Origin of the sequence: Bdellovibrio sp. 22V, from assembly GCF_030169785.1 — a bacterium.
In the GTDB taxonomy this organism is placed as follows: Bacteria; Bdellovibrionota; Bdellovibrionia; order Bdellovibrionales; family Bdellovibrionaceae; genus Bdellovibrio.
Window position 1 is genome coordinate 3327431 of the sequence record NZ_CP125854.1, and the last position, 24330, is coordinate 3351760.

A 24330-nucleotide genomic window follows, 5' to 3' on the forward strand; every position below is an offset into this window, starting at 1 on the left:
TTTCTGAGTTGAGAGATCATATTCAGTATACTGGGAGCCTCTTCCTTTTCTCAACATGACCCCTCACACTGGACTGTCAAATGACTTTTTGAGTTTTCCACACTCCCCGGCGAAAATATCAGTCTGCGCTCTAAAGTCGGAGGACTCATGCTTGAAAAGATGACTCACGAAGATCTTTTAAGGCTCACTTCGGTCCAGGATGGACCTTGCATTTCCATCTACGTTCCTGCGCTCCCGGATAAAACCCTGCAGTTAGAATACGAAGCTCTGGTACGCCGGGCCGCTCACCTGCTTTCTTTTGACGAAAAGGAAGACCAACACAAGGGCCTCTTGGAGGCGATTTATAACTTCAATCCTGTCGAGCATTTTGCCTCGCGGGAACAGGGCATTGCGGTTTTTGTTAATAAACATTGGAGTGGCTATTACCTGGCGGGACACGATCTTCCTTCGAAAGTTGTCGTATCGGAAACCTTCCACTTAAAACCGCTTCTGGAGGATTTACAAAACGAACACATTTACCATGCCCTTTTCCTTTCTGCAGAGGAATCGATTCTTTTACACTGTGACGGCGGAACTGGCACCGAGTTGCACACTTTCTTGTTTCACCAAGGACAGCATAGCAACTCCATTCATTGGAAACACTTAGACGACTCCGACACCATATCTATCCCGCATCTTAAATCGACTTTGCGCGGGCGCGGAAATCAAGACAGTCATTTTAAAAAGAAAACCGGCGTGAAACTTTTTTTGAAATGGATCGAAGCAAAGATCAGCAAGGAAGTCGGTTACAAAACCTTGCCGCTGTTTGTTTTCACTAACGAAATTCTTTACCACGCTTACAAAGAAATCAGCAGTCATCCCGATCCGCATTTAGTAAAGATCGACCCGGCCAAAGGAACTCCGCGTATGGAAGCGATCATCCACTATGCGAACCTTGAAATTAAAAAGAATATCGCTAAACACAAGAGCCTTTCTACGACGGAGATCGAAGAGCTGGCTCGGCAAAAACGAGTTATTGACGATTTAGTGAAAATCTCCCGCGCGGCTTTAAGCGGCAAAGTGCGCACTTTGTTTTTGCGCGACAATGCGGAAATTTGGGGACAGCTGCACCGGCAAAGCGGGCAAATCACGTTCCACGAAAAACAGACGAATTCAAAGGACGACGATATTCTGGACGACATTGCCTGCGAAGTGATTCGCCAAGGCGGAGAAGTGATTGTTCTGGGCAAAAAAGATATGCCCACGCCGTCCCCCGCCGCAGCGATTCTGAGTTCTTAATGCAGTTTAATGTGATGAAGATTGTAAAGAAGCAGGCCTTGTCCCAAAGAGGCCTGTGCTGTTTCGACTTTGGCAATCTTAAGTGCCTGCATATAACCTAAAACCAACGCTAAATTTGAAATGTCAGAGATCCGATAGTCGCTGTCGATTTGCGCATCCGACAGTTGCGCGCGCTCTTTAAGAACGCGGTCTAACTCTTCCTGGGAAAAACTGTCTTGTCCCTTCGCCACCTGTCTTTGCACGGACATGGAAAGCACCCCGCCCACTCCGATCCAATGTGCCTTCGCAGCTTCATTTTTAAAAAAAAGCGGCACATTCAAATACGCATGATTCTTCGCAAGTTGCAAAGCCGCTTGTCTTTGCGCACCGATAGGGTTCGGCGAAGAAAACTTTTTAGGATCTTTGAATTGCAGAACTTCCAAAATTTTATTTTTGAAAGTGACAGAGGCCAAGTTTCCTTCATAGATGTAAACCCGGCCTTTGCGACGGGCATACATTTGCATCGAACCGCCGCCGATATCCCAAACAATCACGGGGTCTTTCGCGGAAAAATTCTTTTTGCTGAGAGCCGACCAATAACCCAGTTCCGCTTCTTTATCTTGAGAGATGATTTCAATCGGCACCGAAATCTTTTTTGCCAACAGAGCAATCGCCGTCTTACCATTTTTCGCGACACGGAAAACTGACGTCGCAATCCCCGTCACTTTCTTGACGTCATGTTCTTTCATTTTTTCCAGCATGTTTTGGATACGCGGGGCTGACTCTTCAATCATTGCCAATGGAATTTCTTTTTTCTCGGATTTTTCCAAAGCTTCGTTAAAAGCCAACGCCAAGCGGTCCTCATAAAGCACCTGCACGATTTTTTTCTCGCAGACATCAACGACAGCCGCAAAAGCTTTCGTGGTTCCTGATCCGAAATCCAAAGCTCCCTGCTTTTCCTGACAAGGATTTGCGAAAACGACTTCGCAGAAAAAATATACTAAAAGAAAAACGCTTTTTCTCATTGCTCCGCGCCCCATGTTTCGTCCGTCAGCTCCAGGTAATGATTTTCTTTTTGAAACATTTTTTCAAGGTCATCTCGCGCTTGTTTCGCTTTTGAGATCATTTCGTCGGGATTGTCTCTTCTTTGGTGCAGTTCTTTAATCATGTCATAATTGTGATCGCGAAAAATATTCGCAGCCACAACACTTTGATAAGCCGGCCAGCCCAGCTCATGCAGAATCGTGGAGCCCAGGCGCAGCGACGACTCAAAAGTTTCCCTTTCAATCCCCTGCACTTTGCGGTCCATCAACGAATACATGTGCCCGACGTTGCGGGCCCGCGCGAAGATTTTCAGATGCGGAAAGGTCTTTTGCGCCAAATCAACGAGTTTCAGATTGTCTTCGATATTATCAATAGCCACGATCAGAATTTTGGCGTTTCTTGCACCCGCCGACTCCAAGAGATCCATTCTTGTTGCGTCACCATAGTGAACTTTGAAACCAAAACGGCGCAGCATCTCGATCTGTCCCGGTTCATGATCCAAAACGGTGGCCTTAATGCGATTGGCGTAAAGAAGACGTCCCACGATCTGACCGAAGCGACCAAACCCCGCGATGATCACGGGATTGTGCTCTTCTTCGAACTGGTCGTCAGGAATCACAGAGACTTTGCCGAAAATACGTAAATACACATGATCATAGAAAAGAACCACGAAGGGCGTCAGCAACATCGTCAACGCGACGACCGCCGTTAAAAAATCACTCTCTTCCTGACGAAGAATACCAAAGCCGAGGGCCGCTCCTAAAAGGACAAAAGCAAACTCTCCGACCTGAGATAACAAGACCGAGAAGAAAGGAATTTGTTTTTTGGGAATCTTAAACAACAAACCCAACATCACGTTTATAAAAATCTTCGCCGCCGTCAGACCCACCGCCATCGCCACCAAAAGCCACGGGTTTTGTCTGACGATATTAAAATTCACAGCCATCCCGACGGACATAAAGAAAAGGCCCATCAGAAGGCCTTTAAAAGGCTCGATGTCAGTTTCTAAAGCGTGACGATATTCACTGTCCGCCAAAAGCACGCCGGCCATAAAAGCCCCTAAAGCCATCGACATGCCTAAGCTCTGCATCAGAAAGGACATGCCCACGACAAGAAACAATGCAAAGGCCGTAAAAATTTCGCGCAAATGCTGACTTGCGATCCAACGCAGAAGCGTGCGTAAAGCCAAACGCCCGATCACAATCACCGCCGCCAAAACGCCGATGACTTTTAAAACACTTAACCACGCGGGAACGGCGCTGTCTGCAGCCGCAACTTTGGTTGCCAGCAGAGGCAGAACAGCGATCATCGGGATCACAGCAATATCTTGAAATAACAAAATAGAAAAAGCCGACTGCCCGCCTGTGGTCGCCAACAAACGGCGCTCCCCAAGAAGCTGCAAACCCATTGCCGTTGAAGACAGGGAAAAGGCCATCCCCACAAGAAGCGCGGTCGCGAATGACGACGGATGGAAAATATAAAGTCCCGTCGCGATCAAGAGTCCCGAGCCCAGAACTTGGAATGTGCCCATTCCAAAAATCGCCATGCGCATTTCCCATAACTTTTTCGGCTCAAGTTCCAGACCAATAATAAACATCAGAAGCACGACGCCGAACTCGCTGATGTGCATAAGATCTTCAACGCTTTTAATGACCCCGAAACCAAAAGGGCCGACGATCATGCCTGCAATCAAATAACCAAGGACGGCGCCAAACCCCAGGCGTTTTGAAATCGGCACGCAAATCAAAGCCGCTGTTAAAAAAATCAAAACATAGAAAAGCGGATTAAAGTGCACAAGGGCCTCCCGCACAGTACGAAGTCATAGCCCCGCGGATTTTTTCGGCGTGACGAACGATGTCCTCATCAGAAGATCTTCCAGTGCCATACATAACAACGGGATTCAGCCAGCGCATTCCACAAAGTTGCACTGTTTGCTGGTAAGGAGGAAAGAACGCCTCGATGGATGTCGGCGTTGCCGGATCTTCCAATCCACCCATGGTTAAAGACAGTAAAAAATCTTTGCCTTGCAGCGCATGTCCTTCCGGCCCGTACGCGAAACCTTTCCGCAAAACCTCATCGCACCAAAGCTTCATAAGAGGCGGCATTCCAAACCAGTAAAAAGGATGTTGCCACACGACAAGATCATGCTGGCGCAAAAGTTCCTGCTCTTTTTTTACGTTAATATGGAAGTAGGGATATTCTTCATAAAGATCGTGAATCGTAACGCCTTCGACATTTTGCAACTGGTCCAGAATCATACGATTGACACGTGAACGGCGCGAAAGAGGATGAGCATAAAGAACAAGGACTTTTTTCATGCAGTTATCGTATACGCCTGACAAGCCAGGGTCAAACGAGGCGATTCTCCATTGTGACTAGGGGAATTATTCCCGCAAGAAATGCTTATCTCGCATTTACCACCGCCAACGCGTTGGCACCTTTCCTGCTTGATCTATTTTAGTGCTTACCAACAATCACAAAAGGAGTCGTTCCATGGAAACTACACCTAACGATTACAGAAGCAATCTTGGCAATATCAAAGAAAATATTAAGGAGAATATCAGCCAGGAACTTAGCAGATCTCAGTGGAATGAAAGATTCCAAGATCTGAAATCCAAAGCCAACGACGCTGTGGGTGCTTCCGAAGACATGCTCAAGTCCCACCCGTTCTACTCCGTTCTTGGAGCTGCCGCCATTGGTTTTGTCGCAGGCCTCATGATTCGTCGCAGACATTAACAACATTTTAAAAGGAGGTTTTCCAGGGACGGAGGACCTCCTGAACCTTTGAGGAGTTCGTATGCAGATTATCGCTCTCATCATGTCATTTCTCTTTAACAAGGTGAATAACAAATCTCTCACCCTTAAAGAAAGCGCTATGGAAATATTCGAAGAAATCATTCACAAAAGTCGTAATATCGTTACTCTTGCTATGGTCGGCATTTGTGCCGTGGTTTTATTCTGCGGAGGCTTCTTCATTGCTTTGTACAATGCCACCAGCCAGTATGACCGAGCGGGAGGCTTCACCTTCACGGCCACGTTTGGCGGCGGTTTGGCTTTGGTCCTTATCGCTTTGGCTTCTTTCTTCTTCGCCTTCTTTAGAGCATGGCCCGGTGCTCACAAGAAAAAAGCGAAACACCGCCATGAAGAACGCGAGGAAGGCAAACCCGGCGAGCTTGAACACGCCCTTTCCGCCTTCATCCTGGACATTGTCAGAGAACGTGAAGAAAAACGTCGTGACAAAGCCGCAAAACACGGCCCTCGCCGCGAAGAGCGTATGGAGTCTCGCCGCGAAGAAGCCTGGGAACGCGAAAGACCCACAACGGGTCCTCACTGATAGCGTTGATTGAGTTTGCGATACAGTGTTTTACGATCAATTCCTAAATCACGGGCGGTCTTTTCACGAGCGCCCTTGTTTAATTGCAGAGCGTATTCAATGTAGTAGTGACTCATTTCTTCCAACGAAAGTAACCGGCCTTCTTTTTGAAAGATCTTTTCGAAAACAGATTCCAGGCATAAAAGTTTTTTCCCATGTCCTGCATCAATGTCCTTGACGGTGATTTCATCGGACTCCGTCAAAACGACGGCGCGTTCAATGCTGTTTTCCAGTTCCCGCACATTTCCCGCCCAGGATTGCGACAATAAAAACGACGGCACGTCAGCGGAAAAAGTTTTTTTCTGAACGCCATAGTGTCGGTAAGAAAACTTTCTTAAAAAGTATTCCGCCAAGGGAACGATATCTTCCGGTCGCTCTCTGAGGGGCGGAATTTCAATCGGCACGACATTCAAACGGAAATACAAATCCTCACGGAATTTTTTTTGTGAAACGTCTTCGGAAAGGTCATTGTGAGTCGCGGCAAGAATGCGGATGTTCAGCGCGCGATAGTGATTTTCTCCGACGCGCTTGACCTTCTTTTCCTGTAAGACGCGCAAAAGTTTTGCCTGCAGATGCAGATCCAAATCGCCGATTTCATCTAAAAACAACGTTCCGCCGTCGGCCTCTTCAAACAAACCCGCCTTCGGACTTGTCGCTCCGGTGAAAGCACCGCGGGCGTATCCGAAAAGCTCGGATTCTAACAGAGGCTCAGGAATGGCCGAGCAATTAATCGGAACAAACGTTTTCTTTTGGCGCGCACTGAGATCATGAATCATGCGCGCAATCACTTCTTTTCCCGTCCCACTTTCCCCTGTGATCAGAACGTTGGCGGAACTCGCGGCCACACGTCGAGCCATATCCAATACTTGCAAAAAACGCGGGCTGCGAGCAATGATTTCACCTTCTGTCATTGCAAGGCCCTCCATTCACACCAGTTTCTTTCTGGAAGGATTCGCCCTTCATCGATAAAATCGAGAACTTCAATCATGGAGCGTCCTACCTCTGCGGCGGAGGCGGGATTCTGCCCTGTCACCAAACGTCCACTGCGCACGACATGACTTGTAAACTTCGGCGCCATTGTTGGTAGGGCTCCCCGCTCGCTTAAACGCGTCTGCAAAAGAAACGGAACAGATTTTTCCATGCCGACGGCTTCTTCCTCTTCATTCGTGAAACATGAAATTTCGTGACCTCGCACAAGATAACTTCCGTCGGATAAACGCACGTTCACAAGACCGGCCGAACCGTGGCAGACGGCACCAACGACGCCATTATTTTCAAAGACATCCGTCGCTAATTTTTGTAGCTGCAGGTTTTCCGGAAAATCGAACATCGTGCCATGTCCCCCGGCAAAAAAAATCGCGCAGTAGTCGTGGCCGTCGACTTGCCAAGGTTTTAAGGTCTCTTCCACTTTGCTTAGGAATTCTTCGTCGTTCATCCACGTGGCATTCAGAGGATCATCCATTTTCACGCCATCCAGCGGAACTTTGCCGCCCAGAGGACTGATCATATCGATGTTATAACCGGCACGAACAAATTCATCATAAGGATGCGTGATTTCCGAAAGGTAGGCCCCTGTCTTGTGACCCGTATTACCCAAGCGATCCGTGCTGGTTAAAACAAAAAGCACTTTCTTATTCTTCATAAAAAGTCCTCCTTGAATTTAGGATCAGCATCTCGCACTTGGAAAAAGAACTCAAACTTCTCAGAGAGCGTTTGCGGATCAACACGTAACAAGCCCGAAGGCCTTGCCGATCTCTGAGTGTCCGAAAATTCCTCGAACCAAAGTCTAGAATGGGGAATTTTTCATCAAGTCTGCCTCTGGGACTCCGATTTGATTTGCAACATGCATTTCAGCTCGGAGTTCTTATGACTATGTCCGTTTCCGCTTTCGTCTTATCTTTATTTCTCGCTCTTCCCTCTTTTGCGCAAACAAACTCTCCTGACGTCGATCTCTCAAAATACGACTACGTCGATCCGAAAAGAGAAGTTCCCACAAAAGCTCTGGAAAAAGCGCTGACCTATTATGATGTTTACTACAATAAAATCGCCAATAAAAACTATCTGACGGTGATCGATTTCACTCAAGCTTCCAATTCCAAGCGCATGTACCTGGTGGATATGAAAAGTGGTAAAGTCACACGCTATTTGGTTTCTCATGGTAAAGGTTCCGATCCTAAGCACACCGGAATGGCGCAAAAGTTTTCCAATATTGAAGGTTCCAACATGTCCTCGATCGGTATGTACGTGACTGGTTCGGAATACAATGGTAAGCATGGCCGCTCGATGCGTTTAGTGGGTCTTGAAAAAACAAATGATCAAGCCATGAATCGCGCCATCGTTGTTCATGGTGCCTGGTACGTCGATCCCCAATACAAACCTTTGGGACGCAGCCAGGGGTGCCCAGCGGTGGAGCAAAAATATATTAACACTGTGGTGTCTCAGCTTAAAGGTGGCAGCGTTTACTACATCTGGGCGGGACAGAACTAGGATGAGCTTTGGAACTTCTCTATAAGGATGAATACTTTATCGCCGTGAATAAGCCTTCGGGCTTTCACGTTCATCCGCACGAGAATGTCCAACATCGGGTTTCGCGTGATAAGATCTGTCTTTATCACGCGCGACGTATGATGAAGCAGCATGTATACCCCGTGCATCGCCTCGACGCCGCAACAAGCGGTGTTTTGCTTTTTGCTCTCTCTTCTTCTTCCGCAAGTCAGCTTTGCAAACTCTTTACGGAAAGAGCTACCCACAAAACTTATCAAGCCGTCGTTCGAGGATACGTTCCCGAGGCCGCAACGATTGAATTGCCTTTGGAATTGGACTCCACCGGAGACCTCGTTGAAGCCAAAACAAGTTACCGCCGTCTGGCGACTTTAGAGCTCCCGGTCGCTGTCGGGAAAAAATTTCCAACGGCGCGCTACTCCTGGGTGGAGGTCACACCGCATACGGGCCGCTATCACCAGATCCGCCGCCATTTCAATCGTATTTCACATCCGCTCTTGGGTGACGCTGTTCATGGCGACTCTCATCACAACCGTTTTTTCAGAAATCACATTGGAATCGAGGGGTTGTGCTTAAAGGCCACGCGCCTTGAGTTTACCCACCCCTGGAGCGGCGAAAAAGTCGCCATCGCAGCGCCCGGCTGCGAAAAGTGGAAGAAAATTCAACTTCTCTTTGATCCTCAGCAGCCTCTGGAAAACAAACTGAAATCCCTTTGACCTCTTTTGGGGACGGGCGTAGAAATGGTCCCCGTTTCAGAGGTAATTCATGACGAAAGCGCAAGCTCTTCACAAACTCTTGGTTGTGATCGGTCTTTTATTCATTCTTTTGATCACAATGCAGTCTCACGCTCAGACACCCCTTCATCACAAAATGAAGGTCGAGCTTTATCCCGGCCTCAAAATGATCAAAGCGGAAGACACGCTTAGTTTCGCCAAAGAAACTCCCCGCAAGCTGAGTTTTCTTTTACACAAAGACCTGCGCGTTTCCGTGACAAGCGCTGACGACTCTTTGACGCTGCTTCACCCGGCAACAAGTGACGAACCTTATGCCGAATATGGATTAAACCTTGGCACTCAAGACAACAAGGTCAGTTTAAGTTATTTCGGCGTGATCTACGATCCTATTTTGAACAACGACAGCCGTGGTTTGATTTCTCCTGAAGGCGCAACACTCTTTGGCAGCACTTACTGGTATCCCTTTTTCTTAAGCTTACAAACAAGCTTCGATATCACCGTGCAAACTCCTGCAGAGTGGCGCTCTCTGGTTCAAGGGCAGATCGCGAACACCGCCGTGGAAGGTGTTCTTCGTACGACACGTTTCGTAGAAATCTATCCGCAAGAGGAAATTTATTTGGTTGCTGGTCCGTTTAAAAGTTATGAAATGGATCTTCCAAATGGAAAAAAACTGCAAGTTCTTTTGCGTAAAGAGGAACCGGCCCTGGCGCAGAGTTTTCTATCGTTACTCCCAGGTTTCTTGCAGCATTACTCCGAACAAATTGCGCCCTATCCTTACTCGGCTTTTTCGGTCGTCGAAAATCTTTGGGAGACCGGATACGGAATGCCCAGTTTTACTCTGCTTGGGCCTACTGTCATTCGTCTGCCGTTTATTTTAAATTCTTCTTTGCCCCATGAAGTTTTGCACAACTGGTGGGGCAATAGCGTTTATGTTGATTACGATAAAGGCAATTGGAGCGAAGGTTTAACGACTTACATGGCCGATTACTGGCAACAGGAAAAAGCGGGTCAAGACCGCGCTTACCGTCTTAAAACTTTGCTGGGTTATGCTGACTTTGTCGCAAGCAATCCGGGAAAAGATTTTCCCGTTCGACAATTTAAGGGCCGTCACAACGAGAGTTCTCAAGCAATCGGTTATGGCAAAAGCATGATGATCTTTCACATGCTGGAATTCCGCTTCGGCAAAGAGTCTTTCAAAAAGACCCTTCAGGATTTTTATAACGAAAATCTTTTTAAGAAAGTCTCGTTCACTGAAATTCAAAAGAGCTTTGAAAAAATCACCAATCAAAATCTCGACGGGTTCTTCACCCAGTGGTTGGACCGCGAGGGCGCTCCGCAAATCGAAATTCCCGATGTCAAAGTCATGCGTTGGTTGGACGGTTCATACAGCACGACGTACGTTTTAGCGCAAACCCAAAGCGGATCTCTTTATGACGTTTCAATTCCTGTGATTTGGAAATTGGAATCCGGCGAAGAAGTTCGTCAGATCGCGAAACTCACCGACAAATCCCAGATTTATTCTTTGGTGAGTCACTCCCGTCCCGTGAAAGTGTCTATCGACCCCGAGTTCCACCTTTTCCGCCATTTGTATTTGGAAGAAAGACCGGCGACATTGTCTGCCGTCTTAGGAAGTCCTTCCGTGCATTTTTATTTTGATGCCGCGAACACGCAGGCCGAAGCTTTCGCCAACGTCTGGGCTAAAGCGATCGACGGAAAATCCACTTTCCATAAAGTCGCGGAGGCGTTGACTCCCGCCAGCGAAGGCGCCTTGGTTTTTGTCGGCGATAAAGCCGGATTTGCCTCTTTCATGAAAGATCAGCTTCACGAACAAGATTTTCAACTTTCTGACAAAACAATGACGGTGCAAGGGCAGCAGTTTCTTTTAGAGGAACACAGCACAGTTTTAGTTACTCGTTTGAAAAACAATGCGCAACAAACTGTCGTGTGGGTCCGTTGGAGCAAGGACAACAATCCAACGGAATGGGCGACTCGCCTTACTCACTATGGCACATTCGGTATTCTTGTTTTCAAAGGCCGCCCGGTGACTTTAAAAAGCACATGGCCGGTTCTGCAGTCTCCGCTACAAAGAAATTTGTAAGAGGTCGTGACCCCATAGCTCAACAGGATAGAGCGTACGTTTCCTAAACGTTTGATCCCCGTTCGAGTCGGGGTGGGGTCACCAAATATCCCCGCTTTCACCGTTCCTTAAACGACTTTTGAATGGGAACGTTGCCCTTAGTCTTAGTCCTAAAATCCGCTGTAGATAAACAAGGCGTTACTGAATAGATAAAGCACTAAAATGAAGTGTGAAGACTGACATTTCATAGGAGTGATTTATGATACAACATTTGCTTTTCCCCAAAAAATGGCTGGTGTTAGTCCTTTCATTTATGTTGAATCCCGCAGTCGCAGCCCCGCCGCAACATCCTCAGCAGGGACCTACGGCGCAGATCGACTCAGGGACCATTGAAGGGATTATTATTGATGGCGTCTTGTCATTTAAAGGTGTGCCCTATGCCGCTCCACCGGTTGGCGATTTACGATGGCGAGCTCCCCAACCCGCAGCACCTTGGACTGATGTTAAAAAAACTCTGACTTATGGCGCGGACTGTATGCAAAAACCTGACGTTAACGAAGCGGCTCCTCCAGGAAACTCTCCGGCAGAGGATTGTCTTTTCATCAACGTGTGGCGCCCTGCGGAGGTTCCTGTAGGCGAAACACGTCCCGTCTTAGTTTGGATTCATGGCGGTGGTTTTGTGAACGGCGGTTCTTCGGCAGCGATCTATGACGGATCTTCTTTTGCAAAAAAAGGATTGGTGTTCGTCAGCTTCAACTATCGGCTGGGACGCTTCGGATTTTTTGCTCACCCCGCTTTGACAACGGCGAAAGAAGGACCCTTGGGTAACTATGGCATCATGGACCAAATCGCAGCCCTGCAATGGGTGCAAAAAAATATTGCCGCCTTTCAAGGAAATCCCGCGCAAGTGACCGTGATGGGTGAATCCTCCGGCGGTATTTCCGTCCTTACTTTGATGACATCACAAAATGACAAACAGCTTTTTCACAAAGCAATTATTATGTCTGGCGGAGGACGCGGCTGGCTTGTCGGCGGCAAACAAATGAGCACCGGCGATCTTTCCGCAGAACAAACTGGAGTGAATTTTGCCTCCACGGTCGGTATTGAAGGCACCGGTCCCGAAGCACTGACGGCGCTGCGTGCTCTTACGGCGGAACAAGTGACGGGAGATCTCAATATGACAAGTTATCTGCTCGATCCCGATCAACGGTTGATCTATGCTGGTGGGCCGATTGTGGATAATGAAATCGTTAAAGGGGCTCCGGGAGATTTACTAAAAGCCGGGACGGTCACTAAGATTCCCATCGTCATAGGTACAACCGGTCGCGATCTCAGTCTGGAGTTTAAACCGACCAAAGAAGCGCTTTTCGCCACTTTCGGTGAAGATGCCGATGAAGCAAGAACTCTTTACGATCCCGACGGAACGAAAACTCTGCGCGATCTGAATCAGGACGTGGGAGCTGACAGAGCGATGAATGAGCCCGCGCGCTTTGTGGCGGAGCAAATGACAGCGCAAGGAAACAAAGCCTGGATCTATCGTTTTTACTATGTCGCTGAAACAAAACGATCCGACTGGGAAGGCGCGAACCACGCCACAGACCTTCCCTACGCCTTTAATAATTTAAAAGCGCGATATCTTAATAACGTGACAGATAAAGATCAGGCGACGGCGAACGCCGTTCATGGCTACTTTGCGAATTTCGCCAAAGGTGACAGTCCGAACAGCACTGAAATGCCCGCATGGAGTGAGTTCTCTACGGATATTTCCAATCTTTTGCGCTTCACGCTGGATGAGGGGACTGTTTTCGGCGCGGATCCTTGGAAAGACCGTTTAGACCTCGTCGAAAAACAAGCAGAGACAAATCCGACTCCAACACCAACGCCTCCTCCGACTCCCCCTGAAACACCTCCTGCAAATCCCGCGCAATAACAGATAAAAAAATCCCGCTCTCACAAACAGAGCGGGATTTTTGTTGTCAGAGTTTTACATCGCCGCTTGCTTCATCGGCGAAATTTTTTCGATATCAGGCAAAATCCAGGTTTTGTCTTGCACCGCTTTTTTCGGGCCATAGAAGCGGAAGAATGTAAACCACTGCTTGCCAGGAGCCGTGTAAATCCAATTATTCTCTTTTCCAGTCGGTGGTTTTGGACCGAAATAAATATCGGTCGTTCCGTCCGCATTTTTACTCATCTTCTGGTTGTAAGAGTCAATCCCGACCACGGGCGCTTCACGAATGAAACCTGCCGTATCCAAATCGTAAACATTCACGGACCAGAACTGCTCGACAGGCACGTTCGCGGGAACTCGTAAGCGGTAAACACTGGAGCCGTCCAGCACCTGGTTTTGTCCGTCTTTAAAAGCGCTTAGATAAACCGTCGCATCGCCCATGGATTTCGCGGGAGCACAAGCCAAGAAAAACGTGACGGCTCGGTCGTTGATATTTATTTTGTTTCCGGATTTATATGTAAAACCCGATTTTACTGCGTTGATACCCGCTTCAGACATGCCCCACTGGCGGTTTCTTGTCCAGGGCACTGACTTTGTTAGTAGCTGTTTTTTGAAAAACTCATGAGCTTCATCAATAGCTGCCGCCCATTCCTCCCTGCGCGAACCGCTTTCAAAAGGTTTGCCTTTTTCAATGCCGATACTTTTAAGTTTGCGCATCATCGCTTTGTCGTGTTCTAGAACAGGCTCTTCATTAATCATGCGTGCTAAAGTTTCATAAAAAGTTTCGTTATATCTCGCGATACCATCGAAAAGTTTTTCACTCATGTCGATGAAACGCGTGTTCGGAGGACTGCTTGCCTGCGCCAAAGCATAGACGCGAATCTTTTTGACTAAGGTCATCACTTTTTCTTTGTCCTCTTTTGAAGTCGAAATAGGAATCGCGCGGATCAATGAGTATCCATTGAAGGTGTCTGACTTAACTTGGAAATAGCCGGCAGGCACTTTGCCTTTATAGTCCGGCGGCAGAATCAAATACTTGCCGCCTTTTCCTTTATCCAGCCCCTTGGGACCAAAATCAGCTAACGGCACCTGCCACGCACTATCAATAGCGCCGAAAACTCCGCCGCCCTCGGCTGCCGGGATCTCGATAACAACCGGACCGTCCTTCGTGTTGTAGTTGATGTAAAGATAGATCGAAGAAGAGTTCGGCGTCGTGATTTGATTCTTCCACGTCATAGGCAGCTGAACGACATCGTTGTAGTTGGCCTTTGCATCGCGAAGATAAGCTTGCCTCATGGCATCCATCGCGACGATCGGCATGCCCCAGATCGCGGCTTCAACCGCTGTTTCATGAAAAGCTTTATTTGTGGAAGCGCCACCGATGACCGTGTCTTGCGCATGGCTACTCCCGCACAACAGTAGTGCCCCTAGAAAACTGTATACAAATAATTTTCTCATCGGAACCTCCACCTAAAATGGTAGAGGTCAGAAAAGGAAGGGCAACAAACTGCTTTCCGTTTTGAGCAAATACAGTCGTGCCGGAACGCAGATCGTTTACTGAACGATGACGGTCAACATGGACTTCGCGGGAACAGTCACGGTCTTCGGCAGTGAACTCTTCAACCCAGAAATTCACCTTGCGATCGTCCATTCGCCTTCGTCTGTTCCGGGAAATTACTTTTTACTGAGCGAGCCTAAGATTCCCCGTAAAAGACTTCGTCCTAGACTCCGCCCCATTTGAGAACTTGCAGCGCGCACGGCACTTTTCGTCGCTGTCTCCCACAAAGTTTCAGGTTCTCGTTTTGATTTTTTCTCGGGTGGTTTTTCGGGGGCTTGTGCTCGCGTTTGCAGTTTTTCATACGCGGATTCACGATCGACGGTTTGTTCATAGCGCCCCTTGAACGGCGAACGGCTCATCACAAGGTCCCTCTCCTCTTTCGTGATGGTGCCGATGCGCGATTGCGGAGGACAGATCTTCGCGACCTCCACGGGACTGGGAACACCTCCTTGAAACAAAGTGGAAACAAGGGCCTCACCGACTCCCAGCTCGGTGATGACCTTCGCTACGTTGACGCTTTCGTTAGTGCGAAAGGTCTCGGCTGCGGCTTTGACGGATTTTTGGTCTTTCGGAGTAAACGCGCGCAAGGCATGCTGCACACGATTGCCCAGTTGCCCTAAAACTTTTTCAGGCACGTCCAGGGGATTTTGTGTGATGAAGTAAACACCGACGCCTTTTGAGCGAATGAGCCTCACGACCTGCTCGACTTTATCAAGCAATGCCTTAGGCGCATCGCCAAAGAGCAAATGAGCTTCATCGAAAAAAAAGACCAGTTTCGGTACGGCGGCGTCCCCTGTTTCTGGAAGACTTTCAAAAAGCTCTGAAAGCAGCCACAACAAAAAGGTCGCGTAAAGTTTGGGATGTGGAATCAGCTTATCAGCTGCGAGAATATTAATAACACCTTTGCCGTCAAGAGTGGTCTGCATAAAGTCGCTCAGTTGCAGAGCGGGCTCACCAAAAAAACTTTCCGCCTTTTGTTGTTCCAAACTCAGAAGTTCGCGTTGCAGAACTCCCAAACTTTGTTTGCTTAAACTACCGTAGTCTTGCGTAAAGACTGCTGTATTCTCGGAGGCGAAACTGATCAAAGAGCGAAGGTCTTTCAAATCCAACAAAAGCAGTCCGTGATCATCGGCATATTTAAAGAGCATTTCAAGAACACCGCTTTGCACGTCATTAAGCTCTAACAAGCGAGATAATAAAAGAGGTCCCATCTCTGACAAAGTCGCCCGCACGGGATGACCTTGTTCACCAAAAAGATCCCAAAAGACGACGGGAAACGCTTGATAGGTGAAATCATTCAACCCCAAAGCCTTGGCCCTCTCTTCCACTTTAGGATGAGAACTCCCCTTTTGCGACAGGCCTGCGAGATCACCTTTGATGTCCGCCAAAAACACCGGCACACCCATTTTAGAAAATCCTTCCGCGAGGATTTGCAACGTCACCGTCTTTCCCGTCCCCGTGGCGCCGGCAATAAGGCCGTGACGATTGGCGAAACGCCCCTCGAGATAACAGGGGTTCTTTCCTTGGCCGATCAAAATTCGATTATCCACCTTCGCCCCTCCATCTTTCTTTATTTACAGATGTCATTGAGAAATCTGTCAAAGCGCCCGGGCGAATAACAAACTTGTTCCAAAACGCCTATTTTCTATTTGCAGGTTTTCGTATGATAACGACGTGATTTAGAAGGCTTAGAACCCTATAAAGTGTTCCAAAACCGATTTTGAGCGTTGCTACAGTTCTGCCTGCAAGATAACACAGGGTCGCTTTATGTCAGATAGAACAACAATTTCTTCTTTTATGAAAACGGTGTTTGAGAATCGAAGATCTCGAAACGCAAAATACTCAATGCGCGCCTTTGCTCGCGACTTGGGTATTTCCCCCGGGCGCCTTTCTGAAATTCTGGGTGGAGGCAATATTCCCGGCAAACGACTCACCCGCCGAATCATCACTTCGCTCAAACTTGATGCGGATGACACTTCTCACATCATGCGTGTGGTGGATCGCCAAAAGAAAATTCAGACGGAACTCAAGGGCGCTCATCAACTCGACATGGATCAGTTTTCACTGATCGCGGATCGCGAGAATTTTTCTTTGCTTTGCCTTCTTGAAACAGAAAATTTTGTCTCTGACATTTCGTGGATGGCGGAAAGACTGAACGTCAGCGAAGCGACCGTTCGCGATGTGCTTGAACGCCTGTCGCGCTTGGGACTCATTAAACAAGGACCTCACGGCTACCAAAGCACGCACAAAGACATCACAACGTCCCACAATATTCCTTCGGCAGCGATCCGCGAATATCACACCCAAGGCCTTAAACATGCGACAGAGTCTTTGCTGAATGTCGATCCTGATTTGCGCGATATCACGAGCATCGAAATGCCGACGGATTTAAATAAACTTAAAATCGCCAAAGAACACATCCGCGACTTCCGCAGAAAAATCGCAAAACTACTTGAAGAAGGCGAAACAACCGAAGTGTACCGTCTTAATATTCAGCTTGTTCCTGTCACGAATGTGGCCGGGTCCCGCAAAGGAGCACACACATGATGCGTCCGTTTTTGGTGTTCAGCACCTTGTTGATTATGATGATTTCTTTCGCGGATGCCAGCATGATTCGTGAATGGAAAGAAGTCGGTAACGGCGGGAATGTTTTGCAATGCAGTCGCACCAATATCTGGATGTTCGACGCCTTCGAAGCCCAATATCATTATCGTCTCAAGCCTTCTATTCCCGCGCAGTCGATTTTCGCGACAAACGACCTCGATGCTCTCTCTTTGGCGGAGCTTCTTTTACTGCGTCTTCAGCCCCGCGATTTCAACCGCTGGCAGACTTATCAAGATCACCTCGGCCGCTTCGCACAAGAAGCGGAATTCTTGGAGCATGTCACACTGGCCCCCATTGATGACACCGGATACACGGGTTACCGCGCTTTGCCTTTGAACTGCCAGATTAAACAGCTTATCGTGCAACGCCGAACTTTACAAAACGGCAAGAGATACGTCATCAACCGCCGACTTTGGAGCCGCCTTCCGCTTGATCAACAAGCCGTCGCCATTTTACACGAAGTGATCTATCGCGCCGCTTTGGAAGCGAATCCGGAGCTGAATACTTCCGCATCCGTACGCTACATGAATGCCCTTATTATCTCGAATGGCATTCAGGATATTTCGGAGTTTGCGTATAAAGAACTCACGTCTTCATTAAGATAAAGACATCCACGAAAGTCCGCTGGATCGGGGAAAAAAGCTCCTGTAAAACCTCATCTTTTACAAGGAGCTTTTTTATGAAAACGATCGTTTCGTCTTTGCTTTTAATGATGGCACTCCCGGCCGTCAGTTCCGCGGCAACGTCTTGTCGAGGAGTTTCTTTCAAACACGTCTTCACAGTCGAACAACGTTTTGGTGACGTCGAAGTGACTCTCGACGACGAAAAGCTTGTGAAATACAGAGACATCAAAAATCCGACGGAAGGTTCACTGAAAATTTCCGGCCGAACACGCACCACTGTATTAGTTGAAAACACAACGGTGGATGAGTTTCTTGCAAAACACCGGTTAAATCGCGAACTCGCAGTCGGCATGATCGCAGGACGCGCGGAGTACGACGGCGAACAAGACATGTGGTATTCCTACGCCGGTGAACTTTATTCTTCGTTGAAGTGCCAATAATCATTCTTTTGGCGGTCCGTCAGGGCCGTGCCTGACATACTTGAACAGGATCTTTTGACAACCAAAACTCCTCATTCTCGAATAGCGGAATGAAAAGGTTTTGGTTGTTATTTCTTCTTATTGCGAGTTGCGGTCCTCTGCAAAGAAGTTCGCCTTTTTCAGAACACACAAATAGCAAATCGGATCATCTCAATGATCGCGCGATCAATGGCTTGCAACGCTTGGATCAAACCCCTCAGGATATCGTTCTTGTGGCTATTGCAGATTCCCACCAAAACTATGATGATCTTACCACGGTCGTCAGCTCCGCGAATCAGCAGCAGGCGGATTTTGTCGTGCACCTCGGGGACTTCACCAATCAAGGGTATAATTTCGAATACGATCTTTTTATCAACCGCATGAAAAAACTCAACCTGCCTTTCGTCGTTGCCTTGGGAAATCACGATACGGTGACGAAAGGCAAGTCCTTGTACTTGCGATTGTTCGGCGACTTCAACCGGATGTTCGAGTTTCGGGGTTATCGTTTTATCATCCTTAACAATAACAATCTGGATTTTAAAGCTCATGGCGGAGTAGACTGGGATTGGCTTCGCCGCAATGTTGAGGCCAGCCTTTTACCGATCGTCCTGATGTATCACATCAATCCAGATAACACGGATTACTTTACCGATTCAGATCGCCAGACATTTGACTCCATCGTTATCGGATCACGTGTGCGCCTGATGCTGCACGGACATCACCATGTCTTCGCGACATCCTTTGCTAACGGAATTTTAAAACACATGGTTCATCGTACGGAAGAAGCGAAATGGAGCCGCATCACTCTGCGCGCGAATGAAATCTCCATTGATTACTGCCAAAAGTTGGAGTGTGTCCGTGAGACAACTCAAGCTTTTCCTTAATCTTGCGATATTCTTTTTTTCCTTCCATGCCGCCGCTGAATGGGGTCCCCTTCTTGGCATCAGCGGCTATCAGGGTGATTATTCCGCCGGAGCCTCCTATCGTTCTTACTTGCAAAGACATGCGGTGGATCTCAGTCTCGGCGTTTCCACGGGCATTCACGATCAGGAAGTTTATCAGCTCAACGCCAAGTACATTTACTCGCCATTTCAGTGGATGCTTCCGAAGCTTGCCACGAATATCGTCGGTTTTGGAGTCCTAGCGGCGCGATGTCTTTGCGAAGAAACCTTCACCAAGAGTCTGAATATCTATCCGGAAGAAAATTATTACGATGAAACGGCTTACCGTTTCGGCCTCGTCCTCTCCACCAACGTTCAACTGAAAGAAGTGGAGTTTTATTGGGAATGGGTGTTGTTAGATCAGATTGGCATCGCCACGTACAATAATCCCGACATGCAATCAGACCCTTTTGAATACTGGTCCGCCGGCATCGGCATCCGCTATTTCGGAGAGTGGTTTGAATAAAAAAACAAAACCCACAATTCGTTAAAACTGTGGGTTTTAGTACGTATGCTGTTATTGCGGATTTTAGTTAGTATCCAACATTTTTCTGACTTCCTCGATGTGTTCTGTCTCGAGGCGGATCATTTCGCGGATCATTTCTTCCAGAGCCACATTGTCTTCAACGTGATTAAGGACTTCTTTGTATTTTTCAAGAGCGCTTTCTTCGAAATCCAAGCTCTCTTTCAAAATATCCAAAACTTTATGCGTTTTAGTTTCAGGTACAGGGCTGACTTTCAAAGAAGGATGTCCGCCCAACGCCGTGATCTTTTCTCCGATTGTGGAGGCGTGTTGGTAGCCTTCATTAGCTTGTTCATGGAACCACTTCACGATCGGAATACGATTCGGGCCTTTGATCATCAAGGCATAGTGAAGATAGCGAACAACGCCGGAAATTTCCATTTCGATGATTTCATTGAGCAACGCTACAACTTTTTTGTTTTCTTTAGACATGGGGCCTCCCGCTCTTATTCGTCGTCAAGCTCGTCGTCGCCGACAACGCCTAGATTGTATTTTTCGATGCGATAACGCATAGATCGGAATGAAATATGAAGGAGCTTTGCAGCTCTCTTCTTTACTCCGCCGGCAGCATGAATCGCTTTGATTAATAATTCTTTTTCAATTTGTCCCATCACTTTATCCAGATCAACACCGTCATCGCCGATTTCGATCTCGTTGGACGAAGCCATTTTACGACCGGAAGACGTATTCACCATCGGTGGCAATGATTCCGGCAGAATCGTCGCGCCGCCTTCCAATGCCACTGTGCGCTCGATCAAGTTTTCAAGCTCACGCACGTTTCCTGGATAGTCGTACTTCTTAAGAATCTCCATCGCTTCAGCGCTGATTGCACCGATGTTCTTATTCAAACGCTCGTTGTACTTTTTCAAAAAATGATTTGCGAGCAAAGGAATATCTTCACGGCGGTCACGAAGCCCCGGAGTCTTAATATTGATAACATTCAAACGATAGAACAAATCTTGACGGAATCCGCCTTTTTGCACCATCTCTTCCAAGTTTCTGTTTGTCGCGGCGATAATACGCACGTCGACTTTCATGTCTTCCGTCGCACCTACACGGCGGATCACACGTTCTTGGATCGCACGAAGAAGTTTTACTTGAATCGTCAACGGCAACTCACCGACCTCATCAAGGAACAAGGTACCGCCATCCGCGACTTCGAAAAGACCTGACTTGTCAGCCACAGCGCCCGTGAACGAGCCTTTTTTGTGACCGAACATCTCTGATTCCATCAAATTTTCAGGAATGGCACCGCAGTTCACCGTTACGAACGGACGGTCTTTCAACGGACCGTTATAGTGAATCGCTTTCGCCACAACCTCTTTACCTGTTCCCGACTCTCCCGTGATCAAAACGTTTGTTGGCGTTTGTGACACACGTTTCACCATATCATAAATGGAGTGCATAGCAGGAGAATTCCCCACCATGTTTTGGAACGAGTATTCTTTAACGAGTTCTTTTTTAAGAGTTCTATTTTCTACTTCGAGATTGCGAGAGCGAAGAGCGTTTTGGATGTTGAGACGAACTTCGTCGATCTTAAACGGCTTCGTCAAATAGTCGTAGGCACCCATCTTCATGGCTTCAACCGCAGTTTCCGTTGTACCGAAAGCTGTGATCAACATGAACACTGTGTCTGGGTAAGTTTCTTTGACGTGTTTCAGAAGCTCAATTCCCGTCACATGCGGCATCTGCAAGTCCGAGATGATCATGTCGAAGGTTTTTTTCGTAAGAAGGTCTTTTGCCTTTTGGCCATCCTCAGCCAAAGTCACTTCATAGCCTTCTTTTTTAAGCATGATCTCTAAAAACTCGCGGATTGATTCTTCGTCATCGACAACAAGAATTCTCGACTTCATTATGCGCTCCCACATCCTGTGTTAAAATCCATTCTCTCAGTTTGCTCTCGGAAAAGTCAAAATAAACTCAGTACCTACGCCCACTTCACTCTCGACGAAGACCTGCGCCCCGTGCCCCTCAAGAATCTTGTGAGTCACAGCTAGACCAAGGCCCGTGCCTTTAGGCTTCGTCGTATGAAATGGTTCAAACATTTTCTTTTTCGTCACTTCACTCATCCCGCAACCTGCATCGCGAATACGCACATGGATTTCTTTCTCAGAGGCCATCGCTTTCACGGAAAGTTTAGGTTGCTTGGATTCGTTCATCGCCTGGTAAGAGTTGATAATGATATTCAAAAAAGCCTGTTTCAATTTATCACGACGACCCAAGATTTTTAATCCCGCATCGTATTCACGCACTTGCTCGACGTCAGCACGCACCTGATTGTTCATCGTCATCGAATCCATCACTTCCGTCAAAAGCGCCGAAAGATCCACGGGATCGGTAGGCGGAGTTTCAGGACGTGCGTAATCCAAGAACTCCGTGATGAGATTGTTCAAGCGATCAATTTCCCGCAAAACGATTTTCATTAGCTTGCGATCGTCTTCATTTGTCACGGTTTGCGTCAGCATTTCAATGCTGCCGCTGATACCCGCCAAAGGATTGCGAATCTCGTGTGCGATGCCCGCCGCAAGACCGCCGACCGCCGCCAACTTTTCGTTTTGGCGCGCACTGTACTCAAGCTGGCGAATCTTCGTTAAATCATCAAAAAGCGAAATCAAAAGATGGGACTGCAATTCGGGGCTGTAAATCTTCGAGACTGTCATACCCAGAATTTTGCTGTCACTTGCACCTGCCGCCGTGTACTTCACGTCCGCTTTCACAATGCCGTTGTCGGGCTTCAGCATTCCCGGAAAAAGCTGAAACCAATTTGTTTGCGTTAAGTCGTTAATATCCAGGATCGTGTGCGCCGCTGAGTTCGCCTTAACAACTTCACCGCTTTCCGTAAATGAAACCATTCCGCTTGGAATATTTTCGACAAGAACTTCGTTCAGCTCTTGTGCGGAACGCAGGCTTAAACCTGTCTTTGTCAGTTCGCTGCCGACGGTCTGAAGTTGTTCACTCAAGTAACCTGAAAGACCCGCGACAGAGAAAAAGGCGATATTATTCAACGCGAGAAGGAAAAAGAAATTCAGCGCTTTCATCTCTGGCGAAAAGACCGCCGCGACGGAAAAGAAAATACTGGTAAAAAGAGCCAGCGTCACAGCGCCTACGCCACGACAAGCGATACCTGCCAGCAGAATATTCACAAGGTGCAGAAACAAAAACAATGACTGACTGATACCTGAAAAATAAATCAAAAGAGAAATAAAAAGAGAATCTAAGACAAAACCAAAGAAAAGCCAGAACGGCTTTTCCAAAAGTTTTTCCCAGAATGTCACCCAAACAAGATGACAACCCAGAGCTACGGTGAGGACTCCGTAGAACGGTCCCAGTATCGACCAATTGATGAAACCTTCTTGGACGATGCTGGAAATAACACTGATCGCGAGAATCAAAACAAAAAGGTTGAGGCGAACGAACTCCACCAACAACCCTTGATTTTTATTGTTCTGCAAAGCAAAACTCAGTCGCATCTATTGCACAACCTCGGCCATATTGAAGATCGGAAGATACATCGCGATCACCAGAACGGCGATAATACCGCCCAATACAACCATCAAAAGAGGCTCAAGAAGTGACGTCATGGCTTTAACCGCCGTCTCAACTTCATCTTCATAGAAGTCCGCGATTTTACCCAACATGATGTCGAGCGTACCGGATTGTTCACCGATGGAAATCATTTGCACCACCATCTCGGGGAACGCCTTTTCTTTTCCAAGAGGAGCTGCGAAAGTACGACCGGCAATGACCGATTCTTTCGAACGCAAAAGACTTTGTTCGATCACGATATTACCCGCCGTTTTTGAAGAGATATCAATCGCCTCGATAAGACCCACACCCGAAGACAGAAGCGTCGACAAAGTTCGAGTCAAACGCGCAATCGCTGACTTCTGCACCACTTCGCCAAACACCGGAGCGCGCATAATAAATCTATCGAAGGAATCTTTACCGCTATCCGTATTAAGCCATTGCATGAAAGCAAAAGGGCCGACAATCAATGCCGCCAGGTAAATGTACCAGTTGTTAATCATCGAGTTACTGAGGGTCACCACCATCAGTGTCAAAGCTGGCGGTTCTTTTCCTGACGACGAGAAAAATTCCATGAACTTGGGAATAATGAATACAAGAATACCCGCGATAACGATCATCGCCACACAGATGATCACCATCGGATAGACAAGCGCCCCTTTTACTTGCGATTTAAGTTTTTCAGATTTCTCCATATAAGCGGCCAAACGCTGAAGAATGCCGTCCAAGATACCGGCTTCTTCTCCGGCCTGAATCATATTGACGTAAAGTTTATCAAACACATTCGGCACTTGCGCCATCGAGTCCGCCAAACGACGACCTTGTTCAATCGAAGTTCTGACTTGCGCCGAAGCTTCTTTCAATAGTCCGGGACGAAGACCTTCCGAAAGAATCTTCAAAGAATCCACCACCGGAATACCGGCATTGATCAAAGTTGCAAACTGACGCGTGAAAACCTGCAAGTCTTTCCCCTTCACACGCGGAGCAAACAAACTGGCACTTTTACCCGCCGCAGGACGAGACGTTCCGAATTGCACAACTCGAACTGGCAGCAACTGCTGGGCTCTAAGACGAATGATCGCTTCTTGCTGAGTCGCTGCTTCGATTTCGCCTTGAACCATCTGGCCCGTGGCGTTCTTTGCTTGATATTGGAACTTTGCCAT

General features: G+C 47.6%; 23 protein-coding genes and 1 tRNA gene. 13 read left to right on the forward strand and 11 right to left on the reverse strand.

All coding sequences use genetic code 11. The annotated features are described in order from the left end of the window. Positions 1–147 precede the first annotated feature (147 nt). Complete coding sequence (locus tag QJS83_RS16100; protein ID WP_284606375.1) at positions 148–1278, forward strand: baeRF3 domain-containing protein; 1131 nt, start codon at positions 148–150, stop codon at positions 1276–1278. Here the strand turns inward: QJS83_RS16100 and QJS83_RS16105 are convergent. From QJS83_RS16105 to QJS83_RS16115, 3 genes are read right to left on the reverse strand one after another with little or no spacing between them, the layout of a single operon-like run. Continuing rightward, a complete protein-coding gene (locus tag QJS83_RS16105) occupies positions 1275–2282 on the reverse strand; it encodes a Ppx/GppA phosphatase family protein (RefSeq protein WP_284606377.1) in 1008 nt (335 codons plus the stop codon). The two genes, QJS83_RS16100 and QJS83_RS16105, sit on opposite strands and share 4 nt — an antisense overlap. Then, the gene (gene kefC / locus QJS83_RS16110; RefSeq protein ID WP_284606379.1) at positions 2279–4096 is read right to left on the reverse strand and encodes a glutathione-regulated potassium-efflux system protein KefC; all 1818 of its coding nucleotides are present in this window, start codon (positions 4094–4096) and stop codon (positions 2279–2281) included. Before kefC ends, QJS83_RS16105 begins: the two co-directional genes overlap by 4 nt. After that, positions 4086–4619 (reverse strand): NAD(P)H-dependent oxidoreductase, encoded by a 534-nt coding sequence (locus QJS83_RS16115; protein WP_284606380.1) that lies wholly within the window; start codon positions 4617–4619, stop codon positions 4086–4088. Before QJS83_RS16115 ends, kefC begins: the two co-directional genes overlap by 11 nt. A 175-nt stretch (positions 4620–4794) precedes the next feature. Between QJS83_RS16115 and QJS83_RS16120 the strand changes: the two genes are divergently transcribed. Next, the gene (locus QJS83_RS16120) at positions 4795–5037 is read left to right on the forward strand and encodes an ElaB/YgaM/YqjD family protein (RefSeq protein WP_284606382.1); all 243 of its coding nucleotides are present in this window, start codon (positions 4795–4797) and stop codon (positions 5035–5037) included. 61 nt (positions 5038–5098) lie between these two features. After that, positions 5099–5635, forward strand: coding sequence for a hypothetical protein (locus QJS83_RS16125; RefSeq protein WP_284606383.1), 537 nt, complete (start codon positions 5099–5101; stop codon positions 5633–5635). Here the strand turns inward: QJS83_RS16125 and QJS83_RS16130 are convergent. Both QJS83_RS16130 and QJS83_RS16135 read right to left on the reverse strand, forming a co-directional pair. Next, a complete protein-coding gene (locus tag QJS83_RS16130; protein ID WP_284606384.1) occupies positions 5629–6585 on the reverse strand; it encodes a sigma-54 interaction domain-containing protein in 957 nt (318 codons plus the stop codon). The two genes, QJS83_RS16125 and QJS83_RS16130, sit on opposite strands and share 7 nt — an antisense overlap. Further along, the gene (locus tag QJS83_RS16135; RefSeq protein ID WP_284606385.1) at positions 6582–7316 is read right to left on the reverse strand and encodes a type 1 glutamine amidotransferase domain-containing protein; all 735 of its coding nucleotides are present in this window, start codon (positions 7314–7316) and stop codon (positions 6582–6584) included. The genes QJS83_RS16130 and QJS83_RS16135 overlap by 4 nt, the downstream gene beginning before the upstream one ends. A 224-nt stretch (positions 7317–7540) precedes the next feature. On the opposite strand from QJS83_RS16135, the gene QJS83_RS16140 reads away from it, so the two are divergent. The 5 genes from QJS83_RS16140 (at position 7541) to QJS83_RS16160 (ending at position 12917) form a co-directional block, all read left to right on the forward strand. Then, the gene (locus tag QJS83_RS16140; protein ID WP_284606387.1) at positions 7541–8161 is read left to right on the forward strand and encodes a murein L,D-transpeptidase catalytic domain family protein; all 621 of its coding nucleotides are present in this window, start codon (positions 7541–7543) and stop codon (positions 8159–8161) included. 8 nt (positions 8162–8169) lie between these two features. Beyond that, a complete protein-coding gene (locus QJS83_RS16145; protein WP_284606388.1) occupies positions 8170–8892 on the forward strand; it encodes a pseudouridine synthase in 723 nt (240 codons plus the stop codon). Between the two features lie 49 nt (positions 8893–8941). Beyond that, positions 8942–11008, forward strand: a complete 2067-nt coding sequence (locus QJS83_RS16150) for a M1 family metallopeptidase (protein ID WP_284606389.1) — start codon at positions 8942–8944, stop codon at positions 11006–11008. 8 nt (positions 11009–11016) lie between these two features. Further along, positions 11017–11092: transfer RNA gene (locus tag QJS83_RS16155), tRNA-Arg, on the forward strand. Positions 11093–11246: 154 nt separating this feature from the next. Next, positions 11247–12917: a carboxylesterase/lipase family protein gene (locus QJS83_RS16160; protein ID WP_284606390.1), complete on the forward strand. Its 1671-nt coding sequence runs from the start codon at positions 11247–11249 to the stop codon at positions 12915–12917. A gap of 54 nt (positions 12918–12971) precedes the next feature. On the opposite strand, the gene QJS83_RS16165 is transcribed toward QJS83_RS16160, so the two are convergent. Together QJS83_RS16165 and QJS83_RS16170 are read right to left on the reverse strand one after the other, a co-directional pair. Further along, the gene (locus tag QJS83_RS16165; protein ID WP_284606391.1) at positions 12972–14393 is read right to left on the reverse strand and encodes a DUF1254 domain-containing protein; all 1422 of its coding nucleotides are present in this window, start codon (positions 14391–14393) and stop codon (positions 12972–12974) included. A gap of 216 nt (positions 14394–14609) precedes the next feature. Further along, complete coding sequence (locus QJS83_RS16170) at positions 14610–16043, reverse strand: helicase HerA-like domain-containing protein (RefSeq protein WP_284606392.1); 1434 nt, start codon at positions 16041–16043, stop codon at positions 14610–14612. A 247-nt stretch (positions 16044–16290) separates the two neighbouring features. Here QJS83_RS16170 and QJS83_RS16175 point away from each other — a divergent pair, with 247 nt between their 5' ends. The 5 genes from QJS83_RS16175 to QJS83_RS16195 all read left to right on the forward strand — a co-directional run bounded on the left by QJS83_RS16175 (position 16291) and on the right by QJS83_RS16195 (position 19585). Then, a complete protein-coding gene (locus QJS83_RS16175; protein ID WP_284606393.1) occupies positions 16291–17040 on the forward strand; it encodes a DUF4423 domain-containing protein in 750 nt (249 codons plus the stop codon). After that, positions 17037–17702: a hypothetical protein gene (locus QJS83_RS16180; RefSeq protein WP_284606394.1), complete on the forward strand. Its 666-nt coding sequence runs from the start codon at positions 17037–17039 to the stop codon at positions 17700–17702. Before QJS83_RS16175 ends, QJS83_RS16180 begins: the two co-directional genes overlap by 4 nt. Before the next feature lie 74 nt (positions 17703–17776). Further along, positions 17777–18160, forward strand: a complete 384-nt coding sequence (locus QJS83_RS16185) for a hypothetical protein (RefSeq protein WP_284606395.1) — start codon at positions 17777–17779, stop codon at positions 18158–18160. A gap of 89 nt (positions 18161–18249) precedes the next feature. Further along, entirely contained in the window at positions 18250–19062 is an 813-nt protein-coding gene (locus QJS83_RS16190; RefSeq protein ID WP_284606397.1) for a metallophosphoesterase family protein, read from the forward strand. Next, positions 19037–19585, forward strand: a complete 549-nt coding sequence (locus QJS83_RS16195; RefSeq protein ID WP_284606398.1) for a hypothetical protein — start codon at positions 19037–19039, stop codon at positions 19583–19585. The genes QJS83_RS16190 and QJS83_RS16195 overlap by 26 nt, the downstream gene beginning before the upstream one ends. Positions 19586–19648: 63 nt before the next feature. Here the strand turns inward: QJS83_RS16195 and QJS83_RS16200 are convergent, their stop codons facing one another. The 4 genes from QJS83_RS16200 to QJS83_RS16215 are packed head-to-tail and all read right to left on the reverse strand — an operon-like array spanning position 19649 to position 24330. Then, a complete protein-coding gene (locus QJS83_RS16200; RefSeq protein WP_284606399.1) occupies positions 19649–20074 on the reverse strand; it encodes a ferritin-like domain-containing protein in 426 nt (141 codons plus the stop codon). Between the two features lie 14 nt (positions 20075–20088). Continuing rightward, complete coding sequence (locus tag QJS83_RS16205; protein WP_284606400.1) at positions 20089–21495, reverse strand: sigma-54-dependent transcriptional regulator; 1407 nt, start codon at positions 21493–21495, stop codon at positions 20089–20091. A gap of 36 nt (positions 21496–21531) precedes the next feature. Further along, complete coding sequence (locus QJS83_RS16210) at positions 21532–23112, reverse strand: two-component system sensor histidine kinase NtrB (protein ID WP_284606401.1); 1581 nt, start codon at positions 23110–23112, stop codon at positions 21532–21534. Beyond that, positions 23113–24330 (reverse strand): type II secretion system F family protein, encoded by a 1218-nt coding sequence (locus tag QJS83_RS16215; protein ID WP_284606402.1) that lies wholly within the window; start codon positions 24328–24330, stop codon positions 23113–23115.

Excerpts from the sequence above, each read along its gene's own strand:
- QJS83_RS16150 (WP_284606389.1), top strand. The coding sequence starts at position 8,942 with ATGACGAAAGCGCAAGCTCTTCACAAACTCTTGGTTGTGATCGGTCTT.
- QJS83_RS16160 (WP_284606390.1), top strand. The coding sequence starts at position 11,247 with ATGATACAACATTTGCTTTTCCCCAAAAAATGGCTGGTGTTAGTCCTT.
- QJS83_RS16165 (WP_284606391.1), bottom strand. The coding sequence starts at position 14,393 with ATGAGAAAATTATTTGTATACAGTTTTCTAGGGGCACTACTGTTGTGC.
- QJS83_RS16210 (WP_284606401.1), bottom strand. The coding sequence starts at position 23,112 with ATGCGACTGAGTTTTGCTTTGCAGAACAATAAAAATCAAGGGTTGTTG.
- QJS83_RS16200 (WP_284606399.1), bottom strand. The coding sequence starts at position 20,074 with ATGTCTAAAGAAAACAAAAAAGTTGTAGCGTTGCTCAATGAAATCATC.
- QJS83_RS16180 (WP_284606394.1), top strand. The coding sequence starts at position 17,037 with ATGATGCGTCCGTTTTTGGTGTTCAGCACCTTGTTGATTATGATGATT.
- QJS83_RS16100 (WP_284606375.1), top strand. The coding sequence starts at position 148 with ATGCTTGAAAAGATGACTCACGAAGATCTTTTAAGGCTCACTTCGGTC.
- QJS83_RS16115 (WP_284606380.1), bottom strand. The coding sequence starts at position 4,619 with ATGAAAAAAGTCCTTGTTCTTTATGCTCATCCTCTTTCGCGCCGTTCA.
- QJS83_RS16215 (WP_284606402.1), bottom strand. The coding sequence starts at position 24,330 with ATGGCAAAGTTCCAATATCAAGCAAAGAACGCCACGGGCCAGATGGTT.
- QJS83_RS16125 (WP_284606383.1), top strand. The coding sequence starts at position 5,099 with ATGCAGATTATCGCTCTCATCATGTCATTTCTCTTTAACAAGGTGAAT.
- QJS83_RS16205 (WP_284606400.1), bottom strand. The coding sequence starts at position 21,495 with ATGAAGTCGAGAATTCTTGTTGTCGATGACGAAGAATCAATCCGCGAG.
- QJS83_RS16135 (WP_284606385.1), bottom strand. The coding sequence starts at position 7,316 with ATGAAGAATAAGAAAGTGCTTTTTGTTTTAACCAGCACGGATCGCTTG.
- QJS83_RS16130 (WP_284606384.1), bottom strand. The coding sequence starts at position 6,585 with ATGACAGAAGGTGAAATCATTGCTCGCAGCCCGCGTTTTTTGCAAGTA.
- QJS83_RS16190 (WP_284606397.1), top strand. The coding sequence starts at position 18,250 with ATGAAAAGGTTTTGGTTGTTATTTCTTCTTATTGCGAGTTGCGGTCCT.
- QJS83_RS16175 (WP_284606393.1), top strand. The coding sequence starts at position 16,291 with ATGAAAACGGTGTTTGAGAATCGAAGATCTCGAAACGCAAAATACTCA.
- QJS83_RS16120 (WP_284606382.1), top strand. The coding sequence starts at position 4,795 with ATGGAAACTACACCTAACGATTACAGAAGCAATCTTGGCAATATCAAA.
- QJS83_RS16140 (WP_284606387.1), top strand. The coding sequence starts at position 7,541 with ATGACTATGTCCGTTTCCGCTTTCGTCTTATCTTTATTTCTCGCTCTT.
- QJS83_RS16185 (WP_284606395.1), top strand. The coding sequence starts at position 17,777 with ATGAAAACGATCGTTTCGTCTTTGCTTTTAATGATGGCACTCCCGGCC.
- QJS83_RS16105 (WP_284606377.1), bottom strand. The coding sequence starts at position 2,282 with ATGAGAAAAAGCGTTTTTCTTTTAGTATATTTTTTCTGCGAAGTCGTT.